At 41.0% G+C, this 21,219-nt stretch carries 11 protein-coding genes; 8 read left to right on the forward strand and 3 right to left on the reverse strand.

Annotation, left to right across the window (positions count from 1 at the left end; genetic code table 11):
- Nucleotides 1–209 precede the first annotated feature (209 nt).
- Both ACM0OR_RS23305 and tilS read left to right on the forward strand, forming a co-directional pair.
- A complete protein-coding gene (locus ACM0OR_RS23305) occupies nt 210–539 on the forward strand; it encodes a KGK domain-containing protein (protein WP_414578941.1) in 330 nt (109 codons plus the stop codon).
- 45 nt (nt 540–584) lie between these two features.
- Nucleotides 585–1,595, forward strand: a complete 1,011-nt coding sequence (tilS, locus tag ACM0OR_RS23310; protein ID WP_414578942.1) for a tRNA lysidine(34) synthetase TilS — start codon at nt 585–587, stop codon at nt 1,593–1,595.
- A gap of 93 nt (nt 1,596–1,688) precedes the next feature.
- On the opposite strand, the gene hmpF is transcribed toward tilS, so the two are convergent.
- Entirely contained in the window at nt 1,689–3,440 is a 1,752-nt protein-coding gene (gene hmpF, locus ACM0OR_RS23315; RefSeq protein WP_414578943.1) for a pilus motility taxis protein HmpF, read from the reverse strand.
- A 355-nt stretch (nt 3,441–3,795) separates the two neighbouring features.
- On the opposite strand from hmpF, the gene ACM0OR_RS23320 reads away from it, so the two are divergent.
- The 5 genes from ACM0OR_RS23320 (at nt 3,796) to ACM0OR_RS23340 (ending at nt 14,997) form a co-directional block, all read left to right on the forward strand.
- The gene (locus ACM0OR_RS23320; RefSeq protein WP_414578944.1) at nt 3,796–4,950 is read left to right on the forward strand and encodes a DUF4388 domain-containing protein; all 1,155 of its coding nucleotides are present in this window, start codon (nt 3,796–3,798) and stop codon (nt 4,948–4,950) included.
- A 214-nt stretch (nt 4,951–5,164) separates the two neighbouring features.
- Nucleotides 5,165–5,530, forward strand: coding sequence for a response regulator transcription factor (locus ACM0OR_RS23325; protein ID WP_015139860.1), 366 nt, complete (start codon nt 5,165–5,167; stop codon nt 5,528–5,530).
- Between the two features lie 13 nt (nt 5,531–5,543).
- Complete coding sequence (locus tag ACM0OR_RS23330; RefSeq protein ID WP_414578945.1) at nt 5,544–6,074, forward strand: chemotaxis protein CheW; 531 nt, start codon at nt 5,544–5,546, stop codon at nt 6,072–6,074.
- A gap of 16 nt (nt 6,075–6,090) precedes the next feature.
- Nucleotides 6,091–9,003 carry a methyl-accepting chemotaxis protein gene (locus ACM0OR_RS23335; protein WP_414578946.1) on the forward strand — a complete coding sequence of 971 codons (2,913 nt, stop codon included), beginning with the start codon at nt 6,091–6,093 and terminating at the stop codon, nt 9,001–9,003.
- Between the two features lie 117 nt (nt 9,004–9,120).
- The gene (locus tag ACM0OR_RS23340; RefSeq protein WP_414578947.1) at nt 9,121–14,997 is read left to right on the forward strand and encodes a response regulator; all 5,877 of its coding nucleotides are present in this window, start codon (nt 9,121–9,123) and stop codon (nt 14,995–14,997) included.
- A gap of 92 nt (nt 14,998–15,089) precedes the next feature.
- Here ACM0OR_RS23340 and ACM0OR_RS23345 read toward each other — a convergent pair whose 3' ends face one another.
- Nucleotides 15,090–18,134, reverse strand: a complete 3,045-nt coding sequence (locus ACM0OR_RS23345) for a zinc-dependent metalloprotease (protein WP_414578948.1) — start codon at nt 18,132–18,134, stop codon at nt 15,090–15,092.
- 474 nt (nt 18,135–18,608) lie between these two features.
- On the opposite strand from ACM0OR_RS23345, the gene ACM0OR_RS23350 reads away from it, so the two are divergent.
- Complete coding sequence (locus ACM0OR_RS23350) at nt 18,609–20,327, forward strand: pentapeptide repeat-containing protein (RefSeq protein ID WP_414578949.1); 1,719 nt, start codon at nt 18,609–18,611, stop codon at nt 20,325–20,327.
- A gap of 112 nt (nt 20,328–20,439) precedes the next feature.
- On the opposite strand, the gene ACM0OR_RS23355 is transcribed toward ACM0OR_RS23350, so the two are convergent.
- The gene (locus ACM0OR_RS23355) at nt 20,440–21,213 is read right to left on the reverse strand and encodes a DUF4058 family protein (RefSeq protein ID WP_414578950.1); all 774 of its coding nucleotides are present in this window, start codon (nt 21,211–21,213) and stop codon (nt 20,440–20,442) included.
- Nucleotides 21,214–21,219: the final 6 nt, after the last annotated feature.

Raw genomic sequence — 21,219 nt, forward strand, 5'->3', positions numbered from 1 at the left:
CTTGGCAACAATGCCTACTTTACATCACTTTGAGCCTTAACTGAACCGTATTGGGAACTGTGTCTGAAGAGACAATACAAGGAATCAGCCAAGCTTTAGCGATTATTTTGAATATAAAGAGCTAAATCTAGTGGATATAAAAATAGAATTTTATTACGGATGAACTACTATATCGGTCGAAATTATAAATTTAGTTGCAGGAGATTTTTATGACAGATGGATTTGAGATCCTGAATCATGATGAAGTTGTCACCATAGAACCAGACACCTTCAATAAATTAGATATTGCTAAAACTTTTAAAGTCCGAGATTTGATTACAGCTATTAAAGAATATATTGGTGCAGAAGAGACATCAGAAGCAAATTTATATACGCAAGGCTTAAATTGCGAAGTTTTGAAATTTACAGCCCAGGGATGGATTAAAGGAAAAGTTAGACTGGCTTTAGAATTTTGTCCTGATGAACCTGATTCACCATTAGATGAAATTTACGAAATTCATCAACAACTCCAACAAATTGCCAAGGAATCAGTATGGTAATATTCCATACAAAAATCATCAGATTAACATCTGAAAAATTCCCCAATGGTATGGACTACTCTACACGCAAAAACACATCGCACCATCCGATCGCGCCACCTATTTGACCGTCAAAAAAAGCTTTTAGTAGCGGTTTCAGGTGGGCAAGATTCTCTGTGCTTATTTAAATTATTGTTAGATTTACAAACTAAATGGGAATGGGATTTAGGTATTGCCCACTGTGATCATTGCTGGCGTGAAGATTCTCAAGCTAATGCCCAGCACGTAGAAACTTTAGCTAAAAACTGGGGTGTATCTTTTTATTTAGAAACAGCTATTAAATCCGTAAATAGTGAGGCGGAGGCTCGCAATTGGCGTTATCAAGCTTTAATTGCGATTGCGCAAGCTAATAATTACCAATATATAGTCACCGGTCACACCGCCAGCGATCGCGCCGAAACTCTCCTTTACAACTTAATTCGCGGGACTGGTGCTGATGGTTTGCAAGCTCTAACTTGGCAACGTCCCCTCACTGATCATATTGTGTTAGTACGTCCTCTGTTAGAAGTCACCCGCAAACAAACAGAGCAATTCTGTCAAGAGTTTAACTTGTCAGTCTGGGAAGATTCCACCAATCAAGATTTAAAATACGCCCGCAACCGCATCCGTCAAGAACTAATCCCCTATTTACAACAAAACTTTAACCCCCAAGCTGAACTAGCCATAGCCCAAACGGCTGAATTACTACAAGCAGAAGTGGAATATTTAGAACAAGCCGCCCAGAAGTTGCGGGAAGAGGTGACAGGTGACAGGGAACAGGTGACAGACAACTTAGAAAGTTATGCGTTGTCTTCTTTTCTTTTACGCTTAAACCGTAGGGTATTGCAAAAAGCACCATTAGCACTGCAACGGCGAGTGATGCGTCAAGTGTTACAACAAATACTTCCTGACGCTCCTAATTTTGAACATATCGAGAAATTAACAGCCTTAATTGCAGCCCCCAATCGATCGCAAACCGATCCTTTTCCCGGTGGTGCGATCGCTCAAGTCCAAGATGACTGGATCTATTTAAAATAGTGCTAAGTAGTGAGTACCGAGTAAAGGTCTAAACCTGAAGCTGACAACTCACTACTCACTACTCACTACTCATAACTCAACACTTATAACTCCCTAAGAAGCTACCAACTCCGGCTGAGATAGTAAACTGCCGATAGTGTGACGAATTTCAGTAATAGTTTGGAGTTGATAATCACCAGTTTCTTGAATTTGACCCAAAGATTCGCCGATGCTTTGTAGCTTTCGTCGTAATTCATCTAAGGAATCTTGAATAGGCTGTAGTGCTTCTTGATAGAGATTTACCCGACCCCAGGATTCAGCATTAGCCGTCCGTAGAGAACGTAGATTGTCTTCCATTTTTTTCAGTTCTTGCTGCTGTTGTTGGAGGTCGTGGGTTTGATTATCAATCATTCCTTGGTCTAGTTCCAGCGCAGCACGCATTTGCTCAATTTCACGTGCCAATTTCTGTAATTCTTGTAACTGTTGTTGCTTCTGTTGTTCCATTTGCGAAAGAATCGGGCTAAAGTCCATGCTGTTTTCTTCTTCAGCATTAGTAACTGTCTGCCCTTGTCGCCGTAGTAGGATATTTTGGTGTTGCTTGATCATCTGTTGCCGCATTAACAGATTGCGTCTTTGTCCCACCAAAGTTTCGTTTAGCATCTGATAAAGGTCTTGTTCATCTGCAAGTTCTGTTTGCAAATTGACTAAATCCTGACCAGATGCTTGATTAATCTTACTTTGCAGTTCTTCTATGGTTTCTTGTTTATATTTAAGTTCTTGTTCTTGATCATGAACAAAGCTAGAGTCTATTTCTAACTTTTCTAATAAATCTTGTATTGTCCTTTGCAGTTCACCTAGAGAAATATTTTCTAGAGCCTGCACATCAATTTTTTGACCCGGAAATGTGCAACCAGAAGTTGCCGCTAAAGAGTAAAGTTGTTGGTATAACTCATCTTGAGATTGCAACTGCTGTTTAATTAAGTGAATGTGTTCTTGCTTACTGGCAAGAGTAGACGTATTTACTTTAAATTGGCCGATTTGTTGCTCTAGAGTATTTTGAGCTTGTTCCCATGCGTTTTGGCGATCGCTATAAGTTTGCTGTAGTTGCTCAACTTCTTGTTGCTGTTGATCCGCTATGGTTTTTTCTTGTGTAAATTTTTCCCAATGGGGGGAGAGAGTAGCTTGTTGCTTTTCGACTAGTTCAAAAGCTATGTGGAGATGCTCACGCAGTGTTTCTATCGGAGCAACACGACTAGACAACCGATCAAGTAACTCGCTCATCTTGTGACCTTGCGCTTCGTCTAATACTCCTCCCTCTTGGAGACGCTCCTCTAAGCGATGCTGCTCACCCCGTAGATGCTCCCAAGCACCTTCTAATTCTTCTCGATTGCGCTCAATTTCTGCTTGCAACTGTTCAATTTGTGCGCGGGATGTCTCCACTTCCTGTTGTTGTGATTCTAAGCCTTGAAATTCCTCTTCCATGTTTTGCAACTGTTCTAATCGCACTTCCATGTCCATTTCACGGCGATTTAACTCTTGCGCCTGAAATGTCAGCGATTCCTTCCATTGATCGATTTCGTCTTCCTTGAGCTTATATTTTTCTAGCTGACGAGAAAAATTTTGCAAAATATTCACGAGAGGCCTACCAGCCTCTTGAATTCTCTGCACTTGGCGATTTGGAGTCACTTCTACCAGCACTAATGCGCCATCATTTAATTTGCTAGCTTCTTCCGCAGCTATGACTTCTTCCGACACAGGACTCCAATTCTGGTCGGTTCGCTGACAAGCTAGCAGTTTCAGTTCGGTTTTGGAACTACCACCCAGTAAGCCGCCTTTCTGCTTTTGTACTTCTGCTAAATACAGCACACCGCTAGTCCTCTTGGTACTTCTTGTATTTGTTAGAAAATATACCTTATATAATTCTGCTAACTTGTCTTATTCACCTAAAATTGGGAAAAACAAAACAAACAAAACTATTTATAGACGCTGAATTTTGCGTCCTGATATTTTATAGAAGCGATTTGGTCGCGTTTTTATATTTTGTACTGATGACAGTTACGATGACTTCCGTGTTATCACTAACTTTGTCAAAGACTATTAAGAAAATTTACGGTTTATAGCTGAATGGATTCCCTGATCAAAACTAGTACAACAAGGTGAAAGAAATAACTTTATTTATCGGCTAATATTAACTGCATCAAGAGGAGCTACTTAGAACTAAATGCAGGGAAATTTACAGGAAATTGATATTCGCAGCATCCTGCAATTAATTGAACTAGGACAGCGAACTGGGCAACTTTTAATAGAAAGTTACAGTTTTCACTATCAGGGTAAAGTATCTAAAGAATGTGAACACAAAGCTTGGTACATCTTTTTCCACAATGGTCAAATTATTTATTGCCAAGAAGGGAATAATAATTTGTCACGAATTAACGATTACTTACGTCACCATCGTGGGGAATTATCCCTAGATGAACAGCAAATAGACTTGTTAAGTGTAGAAAATGCTTCAGAATATGGCTACCTTTGGATGCTTCTAGAGAAAAATATTGTCAACCCTGAAAAAGCACGCGTTCTCATCTATCGCTTGGTTTGTGAGACACTGTTTGACTTGCTGAGTTTACAAAGGGGTCGTTTTATTTTTTATCAGGATACAGCACTAGCACCACGATTAACTAGCTGGGAGATTGCGCCTTTAATGGCTAAAATTACCCAACAATTACAAGAGTGGAAGCAGCTGTATCCATACATTCAATCTCCAGAACAATTACCGATACTCGCCCAAACAGTTCATTTACACTCCTCACTACCAACAACTACAGTTAATAAACTCAAGCAATGGGCAGATGGTCAAACATCCCTACGTCAACTCAGTCGTTATCTCGATCGCGATATTTTGACGCTTGCCAAGACAATATATCCATATATACAGCAGGGTTGGCTCAAACTAACATATCCAAAAACTACAAACTCCCAGGCGCAAGTGAGCCATAAACAAAAGATGAAGATATTATGTATTGACCAAAGCAAGACCACTGGGGAGATTGTAGAGTCTATTTTGCAGCCACAAGGATACGCAGCAATACCGGAGGTAATTACCCTAACTAGTTCCTTAGAAGCAATCAGTCTCATTTTTCAACTCCAGCCAAATCTAGTTTTATGTGAAATGGCTATGCCGGAATTAAATGGTTATGAGATGTGCGCGATGCTGCGACAATCCCAAGCATTTCGGTATATACCGATGATTATGATGACTAGTAAAGATAAATTTATAGATCAAGTTAAGGTGAAAATGATCGGGGCAACAGATTTGTTAACAAAACCTTTTAATGATGCAGAATTACTCATGCTGATCCAGAAATACATCAATATCTGATCTGGTGTAGCGAAATAAACTCAATACAATACTTGCTGATCCCATAGACGATGGGGTAAAAGATGTTATCACAGAATCAACCAACTCTCAGACTAAAGTTATTATCCAGTAAACTTCGTAAAATTTTAGACTTAATTTATACACTAATTATTTGCGGGGAGATCAGGGAATGTTCCAGAGAGGAACGTCTACACCAGGAGGTAGATAGCCATTTATGAGTACAGTTCTGATTGTGGAAGACAGTCTTGCACAAAGGGAGATGATTACAGACCTCCTGAAAGCCAGTGGTTTAACAGTCACCCATGCCACTGACGGACTAGAAGCATTAGAGGCAATTCAAACTGAACCCCCTGACCTGGTGGTTTTGGATATTGTCATGCCCCGAATGAATGGCTACGAAGTTTGCCGTCGATTAAAGTCCGACCCCAAAACCCAAAATGTTCCCGTCGTCATGTGTTCTTCTAAAGGTGAAGAATTTGACCGCTACTGGGGCATGAAACAAGGGGCGGATGCTTACATAGCTAAACCGTTTCAACCAACCGAGTTGGTGGGAACAGTCAAACAACTGCTGCGAGGATAAGGATGAATACAACATGGTTAGCAAACCGGACTTTTTAAATGGTGGTGGTCAAGATCACTTTCGTCCTGAATTACAAGTAGAAAGTCCTGAAGGTGAGTTACATTTGCGGTTTTACATTCCTTCGCATCAGGAGTTTGCACTACCCGCAACTGGTATCCGAGAAGTGATGGAACTAAGTCCTGACAGAATTACCCCGATTCCTAATGCTTCTCCTTTACTTTTGGGTACTCTAAATCTACGAGGTCGAGTAATTTGGGTAGCTGATTTAGGTCAGTTTCTAGGGGAAGTAACTCCGTTAAACACAGATAAAGCAGAGATTCCGGTAATTGCGGTGCAAGAACAGGACACTATTGTCGGTTTAGCTGTAGATGCAATTGGTGGTATGGATTGGCTAGATGTACAAAATCTGATGCCACCTACCAACATACCGGATACCATGACTCCCTTTTTGCGTGGAGAGTGGTTATTAGAACCTAAAAATAATCAGTGTCTAAGACTACTTGATCAAATGGCAATTTTGCGGAGTGCGCGGTGGGCAGGATGAAATTGGGAGGGAGGAAATGGCAGCAAGTATAGAAGATTACCTTGAAACATATCAACAGGCTTATACAGCCTACGCGCAACAAAATTATGAAGTTGCCGCTACTTTAGTTGATAAGGTGGTGCAAAATGTCCCAGATGACCCTAACTCCCATTTATTGCGGGGTCACATCTACTATGTTTTGCAGCAATACGATATAGCCGAAGTAGAATATCAAAAAGTTTTGCAGTTGACTGATGACTTAGAACTTATTAGTGCCGCGCACAAGAGTTTAGAAAATATCAGCCAATATCAAAAGCTTATAGCAGAGCAAGTTGACCATCAAGAAGCAATTGATCTGACAAGTACATCTGATTTACTAGAACTTGAAACATCAGAATTAGAAGATTTAGGAACAGTAGATAACTTTGATATCAATAGCTTTGATTTGGATGACTTGGAAACTAACCAAGCAATGGTCAATACAGCAGAGATTGCGTTGGATAATCCATTTGAAATTCCCACAAATAGTTTTTCATTGTCACCAGCGTCAGAATCTACACTACCTTTGAGTGATGATCCTTTTGCTCTGAATGAGCAATCAAGTGAGCAAGGATTAAATACTACCGATAAAGAAGATTCTGGAGAATTAGATTTACCTGTTTTCTGGGAAGAAGATTCCTCAGAAGATAGCTTTGAACAGCTACAAATTGAGCCTAATTTTTTAGACATTGGTACAGATTCCCCAATTGATAATGACAATAGTATTGATTCACCATTTGGGAAATTTGAGACACCAAACAACCTGAATGGACAATATACGGCTGCTGAATTCCTCCAAAGTGAAGAGGCGGAAGAAGCAAATCCTTTAGATTCGGAATTGAGCAGTAAGAGCCAATTAATTGAGGATTTAGCATCGGGTAAGGAGGAAATAAATAATAGCTCTATACCATCGGAGACGCCTCTAAGTGGTGATGAAAATTATAGCTCTCAATCTGAATCAAGTAACTGGTTACAAACAATAGCTGAACAAGAGGAATTATTAGATACTCCTTCCAAAGTGAATGGCAATTTTGCTTTAGCAGAAAAGCCGTATCCAGAGGTAGCTAAACAAGAGATTCAAAGCTTTGATGTCGATGAAAGTTTCGATTTTGAAGCATTTGAATCAGCTTTTGGTTCAGAAAGTATGACGGATGATGAGGATACAAATAGCATCCTCAATAAAGACAATTCCAAGAGTAATATAGAATTTCTAGACGACTTTGATGAGTTTGATGATTTAGGAAATATTCCTGGGTTTGACTTATCAGATGCAGATTCTAGCTTTAGTGATGTGATGCTTTCCAGTTCCACAGAAATTGGTAGCATTCCCCAAAATAAAGTTGTAGAACCTACCAGCAATGCTAGTAGCGACGATCGCGATGAAGAACTATTTAGCATCACTGGTTCTCAAGAGTCAGTACCAATCTTTACCCAAACAGATGTTGCGACAGTAGAACCTCAAGTCAACGTCGAACAAGGTTGGTTAGCCCCATTAGAAAACGCTAACCTAGACACAAAACCTTGGTTAGTAGCTGGAACTGTGGGTATTTTCTCAGCTTTGGTAGTAGCAACAGTCAGCTTTACATCCACCAGCTTTTCTCCACCCCAGCAACGGGAAACAGTGCGGAATACTGGTTGGGCAATGTCACTAGCAGCAGGGATTACAGGTTTTGCTACAGCTGCATTTATGGGTACTTTGACCCTCAAACAAGTTCGCCGCACTACCAAGGATTTGCAAGCGCAATTTGATGCTGTGCGTCAAGGCAACCTGAATGTGCAAGCTACGGTGTATTCCGAAGATGAACTGGGGCAATTATCAGCTGGTTTTAACGAAATGGCGCGGGTAATTTTTACTACCACCCATGAAGCCCAACGCAAAGCTGATGAACAAGAAGAAGCCAAAGAAAACCTGCAACGCCAAGTAATTCGTCTCTTGGACGATGTGGAAGGGGCAGCGAGAGGAGATTTAACCGTACAGGCAGAAGTGACAGCCGACGTATTGGGAGCAGTTGCTGATGCCTTTAACCTGACAATCCAAAACCTGCGGGATATCGTACAACAGGTGACAGTCGCGGCTAAAGAAGTGACAAAAGGTGCAACTAACTCCGAAACCTTTGCTACAGCACTGTCTAGCGATGCTTTGCGCCAAGCCGAAGAGTTGGCTGTCACCTTAAATTCTGTGCAGGTGATGACTGACTCAATTCAACGGGTGGCAGAAGCAGCACGGGAAGCGGAAGCTGTAGCCCGTGATGCTAGTGCGATCGCTCTCAAAGGTGGTGAAGCAGTAGAAAACACCGTGGCGGGGATTTTAGAAATTCGGGAAACTGTCGCTGAAACTACCCGCAAGGTGAAACGACTAGCAGAATCTTCCCAGGAAATTTCTAAGATTGTGGCGTTAATTTCTCAGATTGCCTCCCGTACTAACTTACTAGCACTTAACGCCAGTATTGAAGCAGCACGGGCAGGAGAAGCTGGACGCGGATTTGCAATTGTGGCAGATGAAGTCCGGCAGTTGGCAGATAAATCAGCCAAATCCTTAAAAGAAATTGAGCAAATCGTCATGCAAATCCAAAGCGAAACCGGCTCAGTTATGACCGCAATGGAAGAAGGTACACAACAGGTAATTAAAGGCACAAAACTGGCAGAAGAAGCCAAGCGATCGCTTGAAAATATCATCCAAGTGGCAAATCGCATTGATAGCCTAGTGCGCTCAATTACCAGCGATACCGTAGAACAAACGGAAACCTCCCGTGCCGTCGCTCACGTAATGCAATCTGTAGAACTCACAGCCCAAGAAACGTCCCAAGAAGCACAACGAGTTTCCGGCGCACTGCAAAATTTAGTCGGTGTGTCCCGCGACTTGATTTCTTCCGTAGAACGTTTCCGCGTGGAAACTATGGAAACAAGGTAATTAGTCAATAGTCCCAAGTCCAAGTTCAAAGTTTACATAATTGGCTAATGACTAATGACTGATGACTAATGACTGATAACTCATGACTATTGACTATTGACTATTGACTAAAAAACTATGCTGCCGGAACAACAACAGAGGATATTAGGTTACTTTATTGAAGAAGCTAGAGACCACCTCAACACTATTGAGCAAGGGTTACTCAATCTTCAAAGTACCTTGAACGACCCGGAACTGATTAACGAAGTTTTTCGGGCGGCTCACTCCATTAAAGGTGGTGCGGCAATGCTAGGACTGACTAGCATTCAGCATACCTCCCATCGTCTGGAAGATTGTTTCAAAGTTCTTAAAGAGAATCCAATTCAGGTTGACCAAAAACTAGAGTCTTTATTTCTGGGAGTGTCTGATACCCTCAAAGCACTTTTAGAGCAGTTAAGCGCACCCTTTGGTTTATCAGAAGAAACGGCTAATACCTTGATGTCAGAGACAGAGCCTGTATTTCAATGGCTAAATCAGCATCTGGAACTATTAGTGCAACAAGGTGGTACTGGCACAGTAGAGACATCTACTTTCGGCCAACCAATGTCAACAGACAGTGTAACAACACTCACAGAAATATTTTTCCGGCAGGATGTACCGACTCCCACAGAAAACACGGCAAAATATCAAGAACCTAGTACACCAGTCACAACAACAGCAAACGATCATTGGGGTGAGTTTCAAACCCACGTGCTACAAACACTGCGGGAAATGTTGCAACTGTTTAAGCAGAAAGCAACACCAGAATCTCGTCAAAATCTTCAACAATGCTGTAACCAGTTAGTCAAACTAGGTCAAACTTGGAATTTGCCTAATTGGTGTAATTTGAGTAAAGCCGCAGCTACCGCTATTGGTAATTCTGAAAATAGCTATCTCACTTTAGCTAAGATTGTCATCACTGAAATTAAAAAAGCTCAAGAGTTAGTGCTGCAAGGTAGAGAACTTGAGATCACAATTAGCCAGCAATTAGAATCTCTTTGGGGTTTTCCAGAAACTGCATTGCTCGAAGTATCTCAAGATTTACTAGGCGATGTACCATCTGCGGTGACACAATCATTAACTGCACCAGCATCTAGCAAATCTTACAACAATATTCATGAAGTATTGTCTGCAAAAACTGAGGAATTGCCAACAGATAGCATAACTAGTTTAAATGAGGTCTCTGAGCAACTTGATCTCCAGACAGATACTCAAGTAACTACGGAAAAAACTGCGGCTGAACACGACATTAACACTAATCTGTTCTTGGAAAGTCAAGAGCGTCCATTTGTTCATGCTGCAAATATGGACAATCATGGGCCAGAGGTAGGATTAGCTGAGTTAAATACCTTGGCTGATTTATTTGAAGGTGAAACACAAGAACTAGATGAAACTTGGCAGCACGAGGAAATTATAGAAAATCGAGATAATAGTGAAATAGAAGTAGAAATCAACGAAACTATTATTCAAGACATTGATAGCGATTTAGCAGATTTTCTGTCACTTGATGGCAATGCTAATCAATCTTCAACTAGTACAGATAAAATAGAGAATTTAGGTTTATTATTTGGTGATAGTCTCGCTGATAAAGAGAAATTACCAGAGAATGTTAATAACACTAGTGAAATAATTCAAGAAAATATACATACTACTGAAATACAGGAATTCCCTGATATTTTAGAAGAGTTTTTGAACATAACAGATGATCAAACTACGTTTTCAACTAGTGCAATAAATCAACTAGAGAATGAACCTGCTAGTAGTTTTGCAGAAATCAACAAATCATCAAATAGCTTCGATGATTTATTCCTAGAGCAAGATTTAAATACAAATACCTTAGAGGAAGTTAAACTTCATCAGCATCCTATAAAAAATCTAAATGGTTTAACAGAAGATTTAAGGTTAAATAATCTATTTGAGGGTTTAGATGAAAATCCCCAAGTATCTACAGGTGAACTAGAAAGTAGTAATTTATTTGATGAACAGCCTATAACTGTTTTTGAATTTGTCGCCCCTGAAGAAGATTTGGGTGAGTTTTGTAACCAAGAAACGCCAATAAAAACAGATGAATTATTAGATTCTGTGGTTGAGAATGATATAGCGAAAGAGTTACAGGAAAGTTTATTTGCTGCGGCGGAGTCTGGTGAAATTTTCCGCGATAGTGAAGAGTCTATAAATTCTGGGTTAGAAAATTTTGATTTGGAAGACTTGAATACAACTTTTTTCCAGTCAGAAGAGGAGTTAGATTTAATATTAGAATCCGATACTGATGAGAATTTGTTTGCAGAGTTAGCAAGCAATGACTCTATCACTACTCCTAGTGTGGGCGATCGCAAAATTTATGCCGCAGAAATACAAGAATTATCACAAACCCCAGAAACTTTAGATTTTATACCGGAATTTACTAATCAGCTACCAGAAACATCGTCTGTGGATGCTCAACTATCATTTGCAGCATTCGCCGTTGATTTATTCAATGACAACGACGAAAACGATGCTGAAAAATCATTGGGAAATACAGATAATACGGATGATGATTTGTTTGCTTCAACAACTAATTTAAGTTTATCAGAGGAAGAAAATTTAGAAGTTTCAGCTAACATTTCTATAGGTGTAGAAGGAGATGGCGAGCTTTTAGATACTGATGAACATAGTGAATTTAGTTTGACTGATAATTTACTAGCAATAACAAATGAGCTACCAACAAATAATCTGGAAGAATGGGCTATTCCAATCAGTCAATTAACAGATATTGTCATCGAAGATGTCACTAGTAATGATAGTAAAATTTTAGATTCAGCAGGTGAAGAAACTAGCGAATTAGACTTTGCTGAATATTTACTGGTGACAACCGATAGTGAGTTGACACAGACGACTATTCAAGACTTCACGGAGAGCGATCGCCTGGAATTGGATGAACAGTTGTTAGAGTCAATATCGGAAGAAACTGGGGACTTAGATTTTGGGGAGTTGACACAGACGACAGTTCCAGACTTTGCACAGAGCGATCGCCTGGAACTGGATGAACAGTCGTTAGAGTCAATATCGGAAGAAACCGGCGACTTAGATTTTGGGGAATTGACACAGACAACTATTCAAGACTTCACGGAGAATGATCGCCTGGAACTGGATGAACAGTCGTTAGAGTCAATATCTGAGGAAACCGGCGACTTAGATTTTGGGGAGTTGACACAGACAACTATTCAAGACTTTGCACAGAGCGATCGCCTGGAATTGGGTGAGCAGTCGCTAGAGTCAATATTGGAAGAAACTGGCGACTTACATTTTGGAGAGAGCGATCGCCTGGAATTGGGTGAGCAGTCGTTAGAGTCAATATCTGAGGAAACTGGCGACTTAGATTTTGGGGAGTTGACACAGACGACTATTCAAGACTTCACAAAGAGCGATCGCCTGGAATTGAGTGAGCAGTCGTTAGAGTCGATATCTGAGGAAACTGGGGACTTAGACTTTGGGGAGAGCGATCGCCTGGAATTGAGTGAGCAGTCGTTAGAGTCAATATTGGAAGAAACTGGCGACTTAGATTTTGGAGAGTTGGCGATAGAGTTTCAGTTAACAGGTATTAGCAGCGAGTTAACTAATGAAAATTCAGAAACTAGCTGTGAGTTAATACTCAATGAAATCACAGCAGATATTGAAGACACAAATACTGTTGTATTACCACTAGAAACAGACACCAATAGCCAAGATGAGTTTGCTGATTTAGAAGCATTACTAGAATTAGAATTATCACCAAGTAATGATGTTAGTTCTATACAAGAAGATGACTTTGCGGATCTAGAGGCATTGCTGGGTGAGGAAAATAGTCAAACAACACTAGAGGAAAAGCAACCAGCAGTAATTACACCTGCTACACCAAAATTTACCCCAACTACTAGCAAACAAGTTTCATTTCCAGTCCTAAAAGATGAATTTAGTGATCTAGAAAAATTGCTAGCAGAAGCCGATCAAACTATATCTCAGTCAACATCAGTAAAACAGACTACAGCAAAACTTCAACGTTCTTCTATTCGTCGTCAGGCGAAATTTGAAGAAACAATGAAAGTTCCAGTCAAGCAGCTGGACGATATGAATAACTTGGTGGGTGAATTGGTAGTTAATCGCAACACCTTGGAGCAGGATCACGAAAGGTTGCGACAGTCCCTAGATAATTTACTAGTTCAGGTGCAACAGCTCTCAGATGTGGGAGCGAGAATGCAAGAATTGTATGAGCGATCGCTATTGGAAGCATCTTTGTTAGCTAGTCGCAAAACTAGGGAAATTCCCTTAATCATTCATGACTCCAATGCTGATCGGGGTTTTAGCGAATTAGAAATGGATCGCTTTACTCCCTTCCATACACTCTCTCAAGAAATGATTGAATTGATTGTCAGAGTACGTGAGTCGGCTAGTGACATTGATTTTGTGACAGAAGAAACCGAGAGAGTAGCACGACAGTTCCGTCAGGTAACAACTCAGTTACAAGAAGGACTTACACGCGCTCGCATGGTTCCCTTCTCCCAAACAATTGATCGCTTGCGGCGCGGCGTGCGGGACAATGCCATCAAATGTGGTAAACAAGTTGAGTTGATGATTGAAGGTGGTGATACCTTAATTGACAAGATGATTTTGGATCATCTCACCGACCCGTTGACGCATATGCTCAACAATGCGATCGCTCATGGGATTGAAACACCAGATATCAGACAAGCTGCGGGTAAAGCACCTGTGGGAATTATTACTATCCGCGCTTTCCACCAAGGTAATCAAACTGTGATTTCTGTGGGTGATGACGGGGCTGGTATTGATACAGAAAAGATTAAACCCTTAGCAGTGAAGCGAGGCATAATCACACCAGCACAGGCAAAAACTATTTCCCGCCTGGAAATCTATGACCTATTATTCCAAGCCGGGTTTAGTACCAAGGATGAAGCCGATGAAATTTCTGGTCGTGGTGTCGGAATGGATGTGGTACGCTCGGAAATTAGCGAGATTCGCGGCATAGTCAATACAGACTCTACTCTCGGTAAAGGCACAACTTTTACTATTCGTTTGCCACTCACCTTAAGTATTTGTAAGGCTCTGTGTTGTGTTTCTGATAAAGCGAGGATTGCCTTCCCGATGGATGGTGTTGAGGATACTCTAGATATTCCTAGCAAAAATATCCAAAAAAATGCCGATGGACAATCATTTATTTACTGGCGCGATACAATCCTACCATTCCGTCCCCTCAAGGAACTATTAACCTTCAATCGTCAACTCAGTCGCGGTAGTGTTTACGGCGGTAACAGAGATGATGATATGATTTCCGTCGTCGTCGTGCGATCGGGAAATAACCTGTTGGCTCTCCAGATTGACCTAGTGTTGAGTGAGCAGGAAATTGTGATCAAGCAATTTGAAAGTCCAGCACCGAAACCCATTGGTGTGGCTGGTGCTACAGTCTTGGGTGATGGTCGCATCATGCCTATTGCTGACGTATTAGAGCTAATTGACATCTTTCAAGGAAGGATGTCCAAACATAATGGCAATACTCTTTGGCAACAAGCCGTTCCTCCCAGTCTGCCAGAACCTTTACCTGAGAAGATTGATCCGACTGTACTTATTGTTGATGACTCAATTACAGTCCGAGAATTGCTATCTCTCACCTTTAATAAAGCCGGGTATAGAGTGGAACAGGCGCGAGATGGTCAGGAAGCTTGGGACAAACTCCGTTCCGGATTGCCTTGTGATATTGTCTTCTGTGATATTGAAATGCCCCGTTGCGACGGTCTGGAATTGCTATCACGCATTCAAAAAGACTCGAATCTCAACCACCTACCTATTGCTATGCTCACCTCACGGGGTGCGGATAAGCATAGACAAATGGCGATTCAGCTAGGTGCTAGCGGCTACTTTACTAAACCCTACTTAGAAGAAGCTTTACTAGAAGCCGCCGTGCGGATGTTGAAAGGGGAGAAATTGGTAAATAGTGTTGGTTAATTAACGTTTTTGACCTCTCCCCCAACCCCTCTCCGGTGCAGAGAGGGGAGCAATAAGTCTAGTTTTTCAATGCCCAATGCCCAATTTCCATCTTAATTGCTTTGCAATGGGGCATTCAAGGCTTTTTCAATGCGATCGCGAGTTTCTAGTAAATGGGCTTTGGTATATTCGTCATTAGTATTCATTTGGGCTAATTTTTCATTTAATTGCTTAAGTTGATACCAAGCAAGGGAGCGGGCATCTTCTGGGACATATTCTCGGCGTAATACCATGCCAATCAAAATGTCGAGATATTCCCTTTGTAAACCGCGTCGGAAACTCGTGATTTTTAGCTTTCCATCCTTTGGTTGTAATACCTCTGTCCAAATGCCAGTTTGCAAAGTATCAAATAATTCTGGTAAAGTCAGTGCTTTGTCTGGTGGGCTTTTGATTTCGATATCCTTCATGAGTGAGAGACGACTACCTGAAAGTAAGTCCCTTAATACTGCACTTTGCAATAGCAATGTTAAGTCATGGATGGGATAATCTAAACGCCCAACTTGGGGATACTTGCCCCAATGCAGCCACCTGGAAGGTGCTAATTTATTCAGTAAATCTGGGGGAAAATTCAACGCATCTTCAGCAAAGACATACTTTTGCAGGGTTTTTAAAGCTTGCCTTTGTTTTTCTACTGGTACTTGTGTAAATGGTAATCGCTGTGGTTGATTCTCTGGCTGACTAGATGAGATTTCTCTAGCCTGCATTCGATAAAAAGATTGCCCACCAATGTATTTTGTAGTGTAAAAAATATTATCAAAGTAGTTACTAATAATACTATTGAACCTGTATCTGACATCACTGTAGCTATCCCCCGCCAGTGGGTAACGCTGATTGAGACGTTCCCACATTACCTGTAAATTATTGAGTTGCGCCTGGGAATAAACTAGTACGTTATTACTATAGTCCCAAGCATCGGCAGTGGGATCAAGGTTATATACATCTTCATCGGTGGCGTAACTCAACTCAGGCTGATAAGATTGGTTGGCAATTTCTTGCAGTATTGGCTTTTCAGCGATGGGGGTTCTGGCTTGAGTTGGGGTGTAGCCATACTGAATTGCCCACTGATCATAAAGCCCAACTATATTGGGGAAATAATCTCCCTGCTTTGTCCCTTGGGGAGCAATATTGGGTGGAATGTAATCCATCACCGAAGTTGTCAAACCTTTGGTACTGGTAATCTCTTGATTATTCATTTCTTCTGGTGCTAGGAAATTGCTCCCCCGGAAGTTATGACGTAAACCAAGAGTATGACCAACTTCATGAGCAATAATTAAACGTAAATATTCATGGACGTATTGTTGTACTTGTTCTTGGCTGGGTGGTTTATCTGCCAAGAGTGACATCGCCAAAGAACCATAAGCAAATTGATTGGCTGCTTCTATGCCGTAGCAAACATCATATTTACTTGCTAATAAGGATAATCGCTGCAAGAGATGATTTGCCTGGTCTTTATTGGTTGTAGTGAGATTATTGTTACACAGACGGCGATCGCGGATTAATTCTGATAAGGAAGTACGGGTTGGGGTTTGATTGGGTTGTATCAGCTGTTCATATTGACCTCTGAGGAAGCGAACAAAGCTGGCATCTACTAAGATATCTGCATCCAAGATTTCCCCTGTTAATGGGTTAACACGGGATGGCCCCATCGCAAAATAACCATCCACGGTGTTAATCCAGCGAATTGTATTGTAGCGGATATCAGCAGGATCCCAAGTGGCATTATCTGGCATTTGCCGGACTTCAATTGCATCCTTAAATCCGGCTTTGAAAAAGGCTTGATTCCACATCAGCACCCCTTCTTTAACAGCATCGCGGTACTTTAACGGTACGGCGTTATCAATCCAGAACACAATCGGTTTTTTAGGCCGAGATATGGGTGCTTCGGGGTTTTGTTTTTCTAGATGCCAGCGATTAATGTAGCGGACAAAGGTATCATCGCGATCGTCGCTTGATAAATCTTGGTAGGCAGTAATAAAATACCCAACACGTTCGTCAGCTAATCGGGGACGATAATTATTGTTTGGTAATTGTGAGAGACTGTAGTGAACCCGGAGGGTAAAAGCACGGTTATCAGGTATGGATCTTAAACCTAGCATTTCAATTTCTTTAGCACTACTACTGAAAAAGTTCAACACCGATTCAACTTCTAGGTTTTGGGGAAAGGCTTTAGCGTTACCAAAATATGATTTTTCTGTGTTGGGAGCAATACCTATACTAAAAGCTAATCCTGCCAAGTCTGTTAGTAGTAAGTCACCTAAGTCAATCAGTAAAGTTTTGCGTTGGGGATGAATGCTTTTAATGGCTATGGAGTAGAGAATGGAATCACTAAAAGACCTGGTGCGCGATCGCGCTTGGGGATCGCCTTCACGCGTGCGAAAATTAACATTACGCACCACAAAATTTAATTTATTATCCAGTCGTTGAAAATAAAACAAAAAATCTTGCAGTGGCATCCCACTATAAATTCCCTTTTCACCAATACCAGATTCTAGTGTGGTAGTAGCTAAGTAGTTTTTATTGAGTTGTTCTGGCTTGATTTCTAGATAAATTTTATTTTTTTCTTGATGGCGATATAAGGTAAATAACCCGTCTAATTTTTCAGTATCTTTGGTGATTTCGCTAAATTCTTCTAAATCATCTTTTTTATCTGGCTTAGTTCTTGTCGCAGGTTGCTTTGCTGACTTATCTGTAGGTTTACCAGCCTTTAATAATGGTTGCTGCCATGATTGTTTAGTATCTTTAACTAGCCAATAAAACAACTGGCTTTTTACCTGTTGCTGTTGATCAATTACCCATACCTGCCCCGGTATCTGTACCAACGATTGAGGGGATAGTTTGAGAGTATCAGGAACTAGTTTTTTTGATGTAAGTTGGGTTTGGGGGTGTATATTTGAAGGAATAGACGCAGATATTTTGGTACTTTTATATAGATGAGTTTGTTGGTTGAGTTGCGCTTGTAACTTACCCGCTATGTTGGTTTTTTGCCTATCATGCGATGTTTGACGCGCTGGACTATGCGTTATTGATTTGGCATTAGCTGTTGTGATGGTGAACAACAAACTAGGCAACAAAATTAGATAAAAGCTCAAAGTATTCATTTAGTTAATCCTTGATCAGGATAATCAATTAATTTTTATTAATTAAAGTATTTCTACTTATTGTCAATACTTGTAACTACCCAATTAGCCACAAGTAGCTAATCAGTTCATTTTTAACAATCATTTTTAATCTGGTTGTTTTCTTGTGGTGTAGTATTTTTCCTAACAATAGTCTCTGTAGCAAACATTACGTGTTATTTTGATCACAGTTTCGTAAAGCTGCCCATTCTAAATATCATATCTTAGTCAAAATACTTGAAAATGACTAGTTTTTCTAGAAAATGACCTAATTTTCAGGTTAAAAATTTAGTTTTGCTAAGAGAAAAATACCTGTTTAGGTTAATAAATTGCCACACTTAATTAGCTGGATATATTTTATACAAGCTTATCGAGAAATTCAAAAAGCCATCTCAAACATAAATTTTTCTAGACAATCTTGATATTGAAAAATAATCAGTATTAATGGATACAAATATGTCACAATTACCTCAGGTTTGGAAACTTTTACAAAATTACGTAAAAGGCACAAGGTCAGAAGATAGACCGATAAAGAAGCATTTGGAATCTACAGCATTTTTACCTCTCAGAAAAAAGTTCCAGAAAGCAGATAAAAAGATATCCTTTCATCAAGATAATTTACAAAAAGATATTTTATTGCAACAGTTACAAACAAACTTAGAATTATGGACAGAATCAGAGGAAGGTAGCGAGTTTAATGTCAGCGATCGCCAACTTTATGCAAAAATTTACAACTTATTAGGCAATGGTGCATTGACATCAGAAATAGTGGAAAAGTTGATGGATTTGCTCATCACTGAAAATCGCTGGCAACCACTACTACTTTTTCAGCGTTTAGAAGGTTTTTATGTACGTTGGTGTCGGGGAGAATTTATTGACGCACCACCTGGTGATAACTTACCTCAGCGAAAATTGATAGAGACGATAGCACAGAATCAGGCGATCGGGCTGAGACAAGTAGATATATATACAGGATTAAACGTATTAATTTTACTGCTGAAATTACATTTTTACGCTCAAACGCAAGAGGAACTACGGCATCACATCAACTTTTATCCCTCCAGTCAACCAGATACAGACAGCTTTTTCACATCCCAACTGCTGCGGGTGATTAACTATAGTGATGCCATTGAAATTGGTAACTTTAGTAATATCGTCGGGGAATTTCTCCAAGGTGCTAACTTTAGGGGTGCATACCTGGGTGATGCCAATCTCACAGGAGTTAATTTTAGGGGCGCAAATCTCTCAGGTGCATATTTGGGTGATGCAAACCTAACTGGTGCCAACTTTCAAGATGCTAACCTAGCAGGCGCAAACCTAGGTGATACCAACCTCAGTGGCGCAAACCTCACAGGTGCTAACCTAATTAATGCAGACCTCAGCAGTGCGAACCTCACAGGTGCTAACCTTACAAGTGCTAACCTTGATCGTACCGAATTAAGCCGTGCTGACCTCAGCAGTTGCCAGATCAATAATGCTGAACTATCTCACGCTAACCTGAGTGGTGCTAACCTCAGAGATGCTGAACTTATCAGTGCCAACCTAGCCAACGCCGTTCTTTTCGGTGCAAATCTCAGCGATGCTAACCTCAAAAATGTTAACCTCAACCACGCTGACCTTTGTCGCGCTGATTTATCTGGTGCTGATTTATCTGGTGCAGTTTTGAATGGTACGAACCTCAGTGACACAATTCTGTTCAGCACTAACTTGAGTGCAGCCAGTCTCATGGCCGCAGACCTCAGTTATGCCAAACTCAACGGGGCTAAACTTAACGATGCTCAACTCAACGGTGCAATGTTTTTAGGTGCAGACCTGAGTGGTGTTGACCTGAGTCGGGTAGTTCTCAACGATGCTGATTTGAGTGGTAGTATTCTGAGCGAAGCTGATTTGAGTGGTGCAGACCTTAGTGATGCGGTACTATTGGGTACTGACCTGAGTTTTGCTAACCTCAATAATGCCAATTTGAGTGGTAGTAATCTTAGTGGTGCAATGCTTAATGGTGCAGACTTAACGGAAGCTAATCTTAGCTACACCATTCTTGATGATACAGATGTAACTGAAGCCAACTTAGAAGCTACAAACTGGGGTGAAAAGCAGCAATGGGAAGGCGTTCGGGGTTTAGGAACTGCCCTGAATGTACCTTTGGCGTTGAAGAAGCAGTTGGGGTTGGATTGAAAGCCGCAGTACCCTTTTAGGGAAGCAAGTGACGCGGAAGCGTTACCGCAGAGCAGTCCCGATGAAAAATTTCACCACCATGTATGAAAATGACCAACTATATCATAGGTGATCAGATTGATCGAAACGTATACATCCAATCGATATCCGCATCACTCAATGCTGGTGGTGGTGGAGGTTGGGTGTAGTCTATCGATAAATCATACCCAGCTTCGTCATAGATAGCATTCAGCACTGCTTGCAACTCCAGTACAGCATCTCTTTCGCCTTCACAGAGGGGAACAGGTATCGTTGGGAGAGTATCTTGTAAGGTCACAGGCCACACCTCGATTACTCCAGACCCAGCCCGCGTTAAGGTAATTAAGTAGGGAACATCTGGAAGGCGGGGATGGTTAAATGGTCGATTTCCCCGACGCAGCAAGTCTATTTCAATTAGATGGACGTTGGCATTATATAAACGCTGGCGTTTCTTACGGTAGTCGGCTAAACCTGGTTCGCGTTTGTTTACGGGGGAAAGGATTTCGATACAGCTTATAAGTACATTGTTGGCTGTATCCCGAATTTCGACTGTAGGAATGCGGACTTCAACAGGTTGGATAACTGGAAGCGTCAGTGGTGCGGGGGTTGTGGCAATATTTGATGTGGGGGTAGTTGGAGTTATATCGCGGCGTTGTTTTATCTGCAATACCTCGACATCTGGGTACAAAATACCAATTTCACTTGCAGGAGAAATATCTTCCACAACATATACTTCCAGCCGTGCAGCATATTTGGGACGCAACTGTGGGACGAGGAAGGTACGAATTTTACTAGCAAGGGCGTTGTGTACGTCACTCCACAGGTAGCCTTCAAGATAAGGGTCCATACCGGGAAACGGGGAAGGCATTTTACA

Source organism: Anabaena sp. CCY 9402-a (genome assembly GCF_963920945.1).
GTDB lineage: Bacteria > Cyanobacteriota > Cyanobacteriia > Cyanobacteriales > Nostocaceae > Trichormus > Trichormus minutissimus.

What these genes read in the sequence shown, in the direction of transcription:
- ACM0OR_RS23305 (WP_414578941.1), top strand. Translation starts at nt 210, where the DNA reads ATGACAGATGGATTTGAGATCCTGAATCATGATGAAGTTGTCACCATA.
- tilS (WP_414578942.1), top strand. Translation starts at nt 585, where the DNA reads ATGGTATGGACTACTCTACACGCAAAAACACATCGCACCATCCGATCG.
- ACM0OR_RS23320 (WP_414578944.1), top strand. Translation starts at nt 3,796, where the DNA reads ATGCAGGGAAATTTACAGGAAATTGATATTCGCAGCATCCTGCAATTA.
- ACM0OR_RS23325 (WP_015139860.1), top strand. Translation starts at nt 5,165, where the DNA reads ATGAGTACAGTTCTGATTGTGGAAGACAGTCTTGCACAAAGGGAGATG.
- ACM0OR_RS23330 (WP_414578945.1), top strand. Translation starts at nt 5,544, where the DNA reads ATGGTTAGCAAACCGGACTTTTTAAATGGTGGTGGTCAAGATCACTTT.
- ACM0OR_RS23335 (WP_414578946.1), top strand. Translation starts at nt 6,091, where the DNA reads ATGGCAGCAAGTATAGAAGATTACCTTGAAACATATCAACAGGCTTAT.
- ACM0OR_RS23340 (WP_414578947.1), top strand. Translation starts at nt 9,121, where the DNA reads ATGCTGCCGGAACAACAACAGAGGATATTAGGTTACTTTATTGAAGAA.
- ACM0OR_RS23345 (WP_414578948.1), bottom strand. Translation starts at nt 18,134, where the DNA reads ATGAATACTTTGAGCTTTTATCTAATTTTGTTGCCTAGTTTGTTGTTC.
- ACM0OR_RS23350 (WP_414578949.1), top strand. Translation starts at nt 18,609, where the DNA reads ATGTCACAATTACCTCAGGTTTGGAAACTTTTACAAAATTACGTAAAA.
- ACM0OR_RS23355 (WP_414578950.1), bottom strand. Translation starts at nt 21,213, where the DNA reads ATGCCTTCCCCGTTTCCCGGTATGGACCCTTATCTTGAAGGCTACCTG.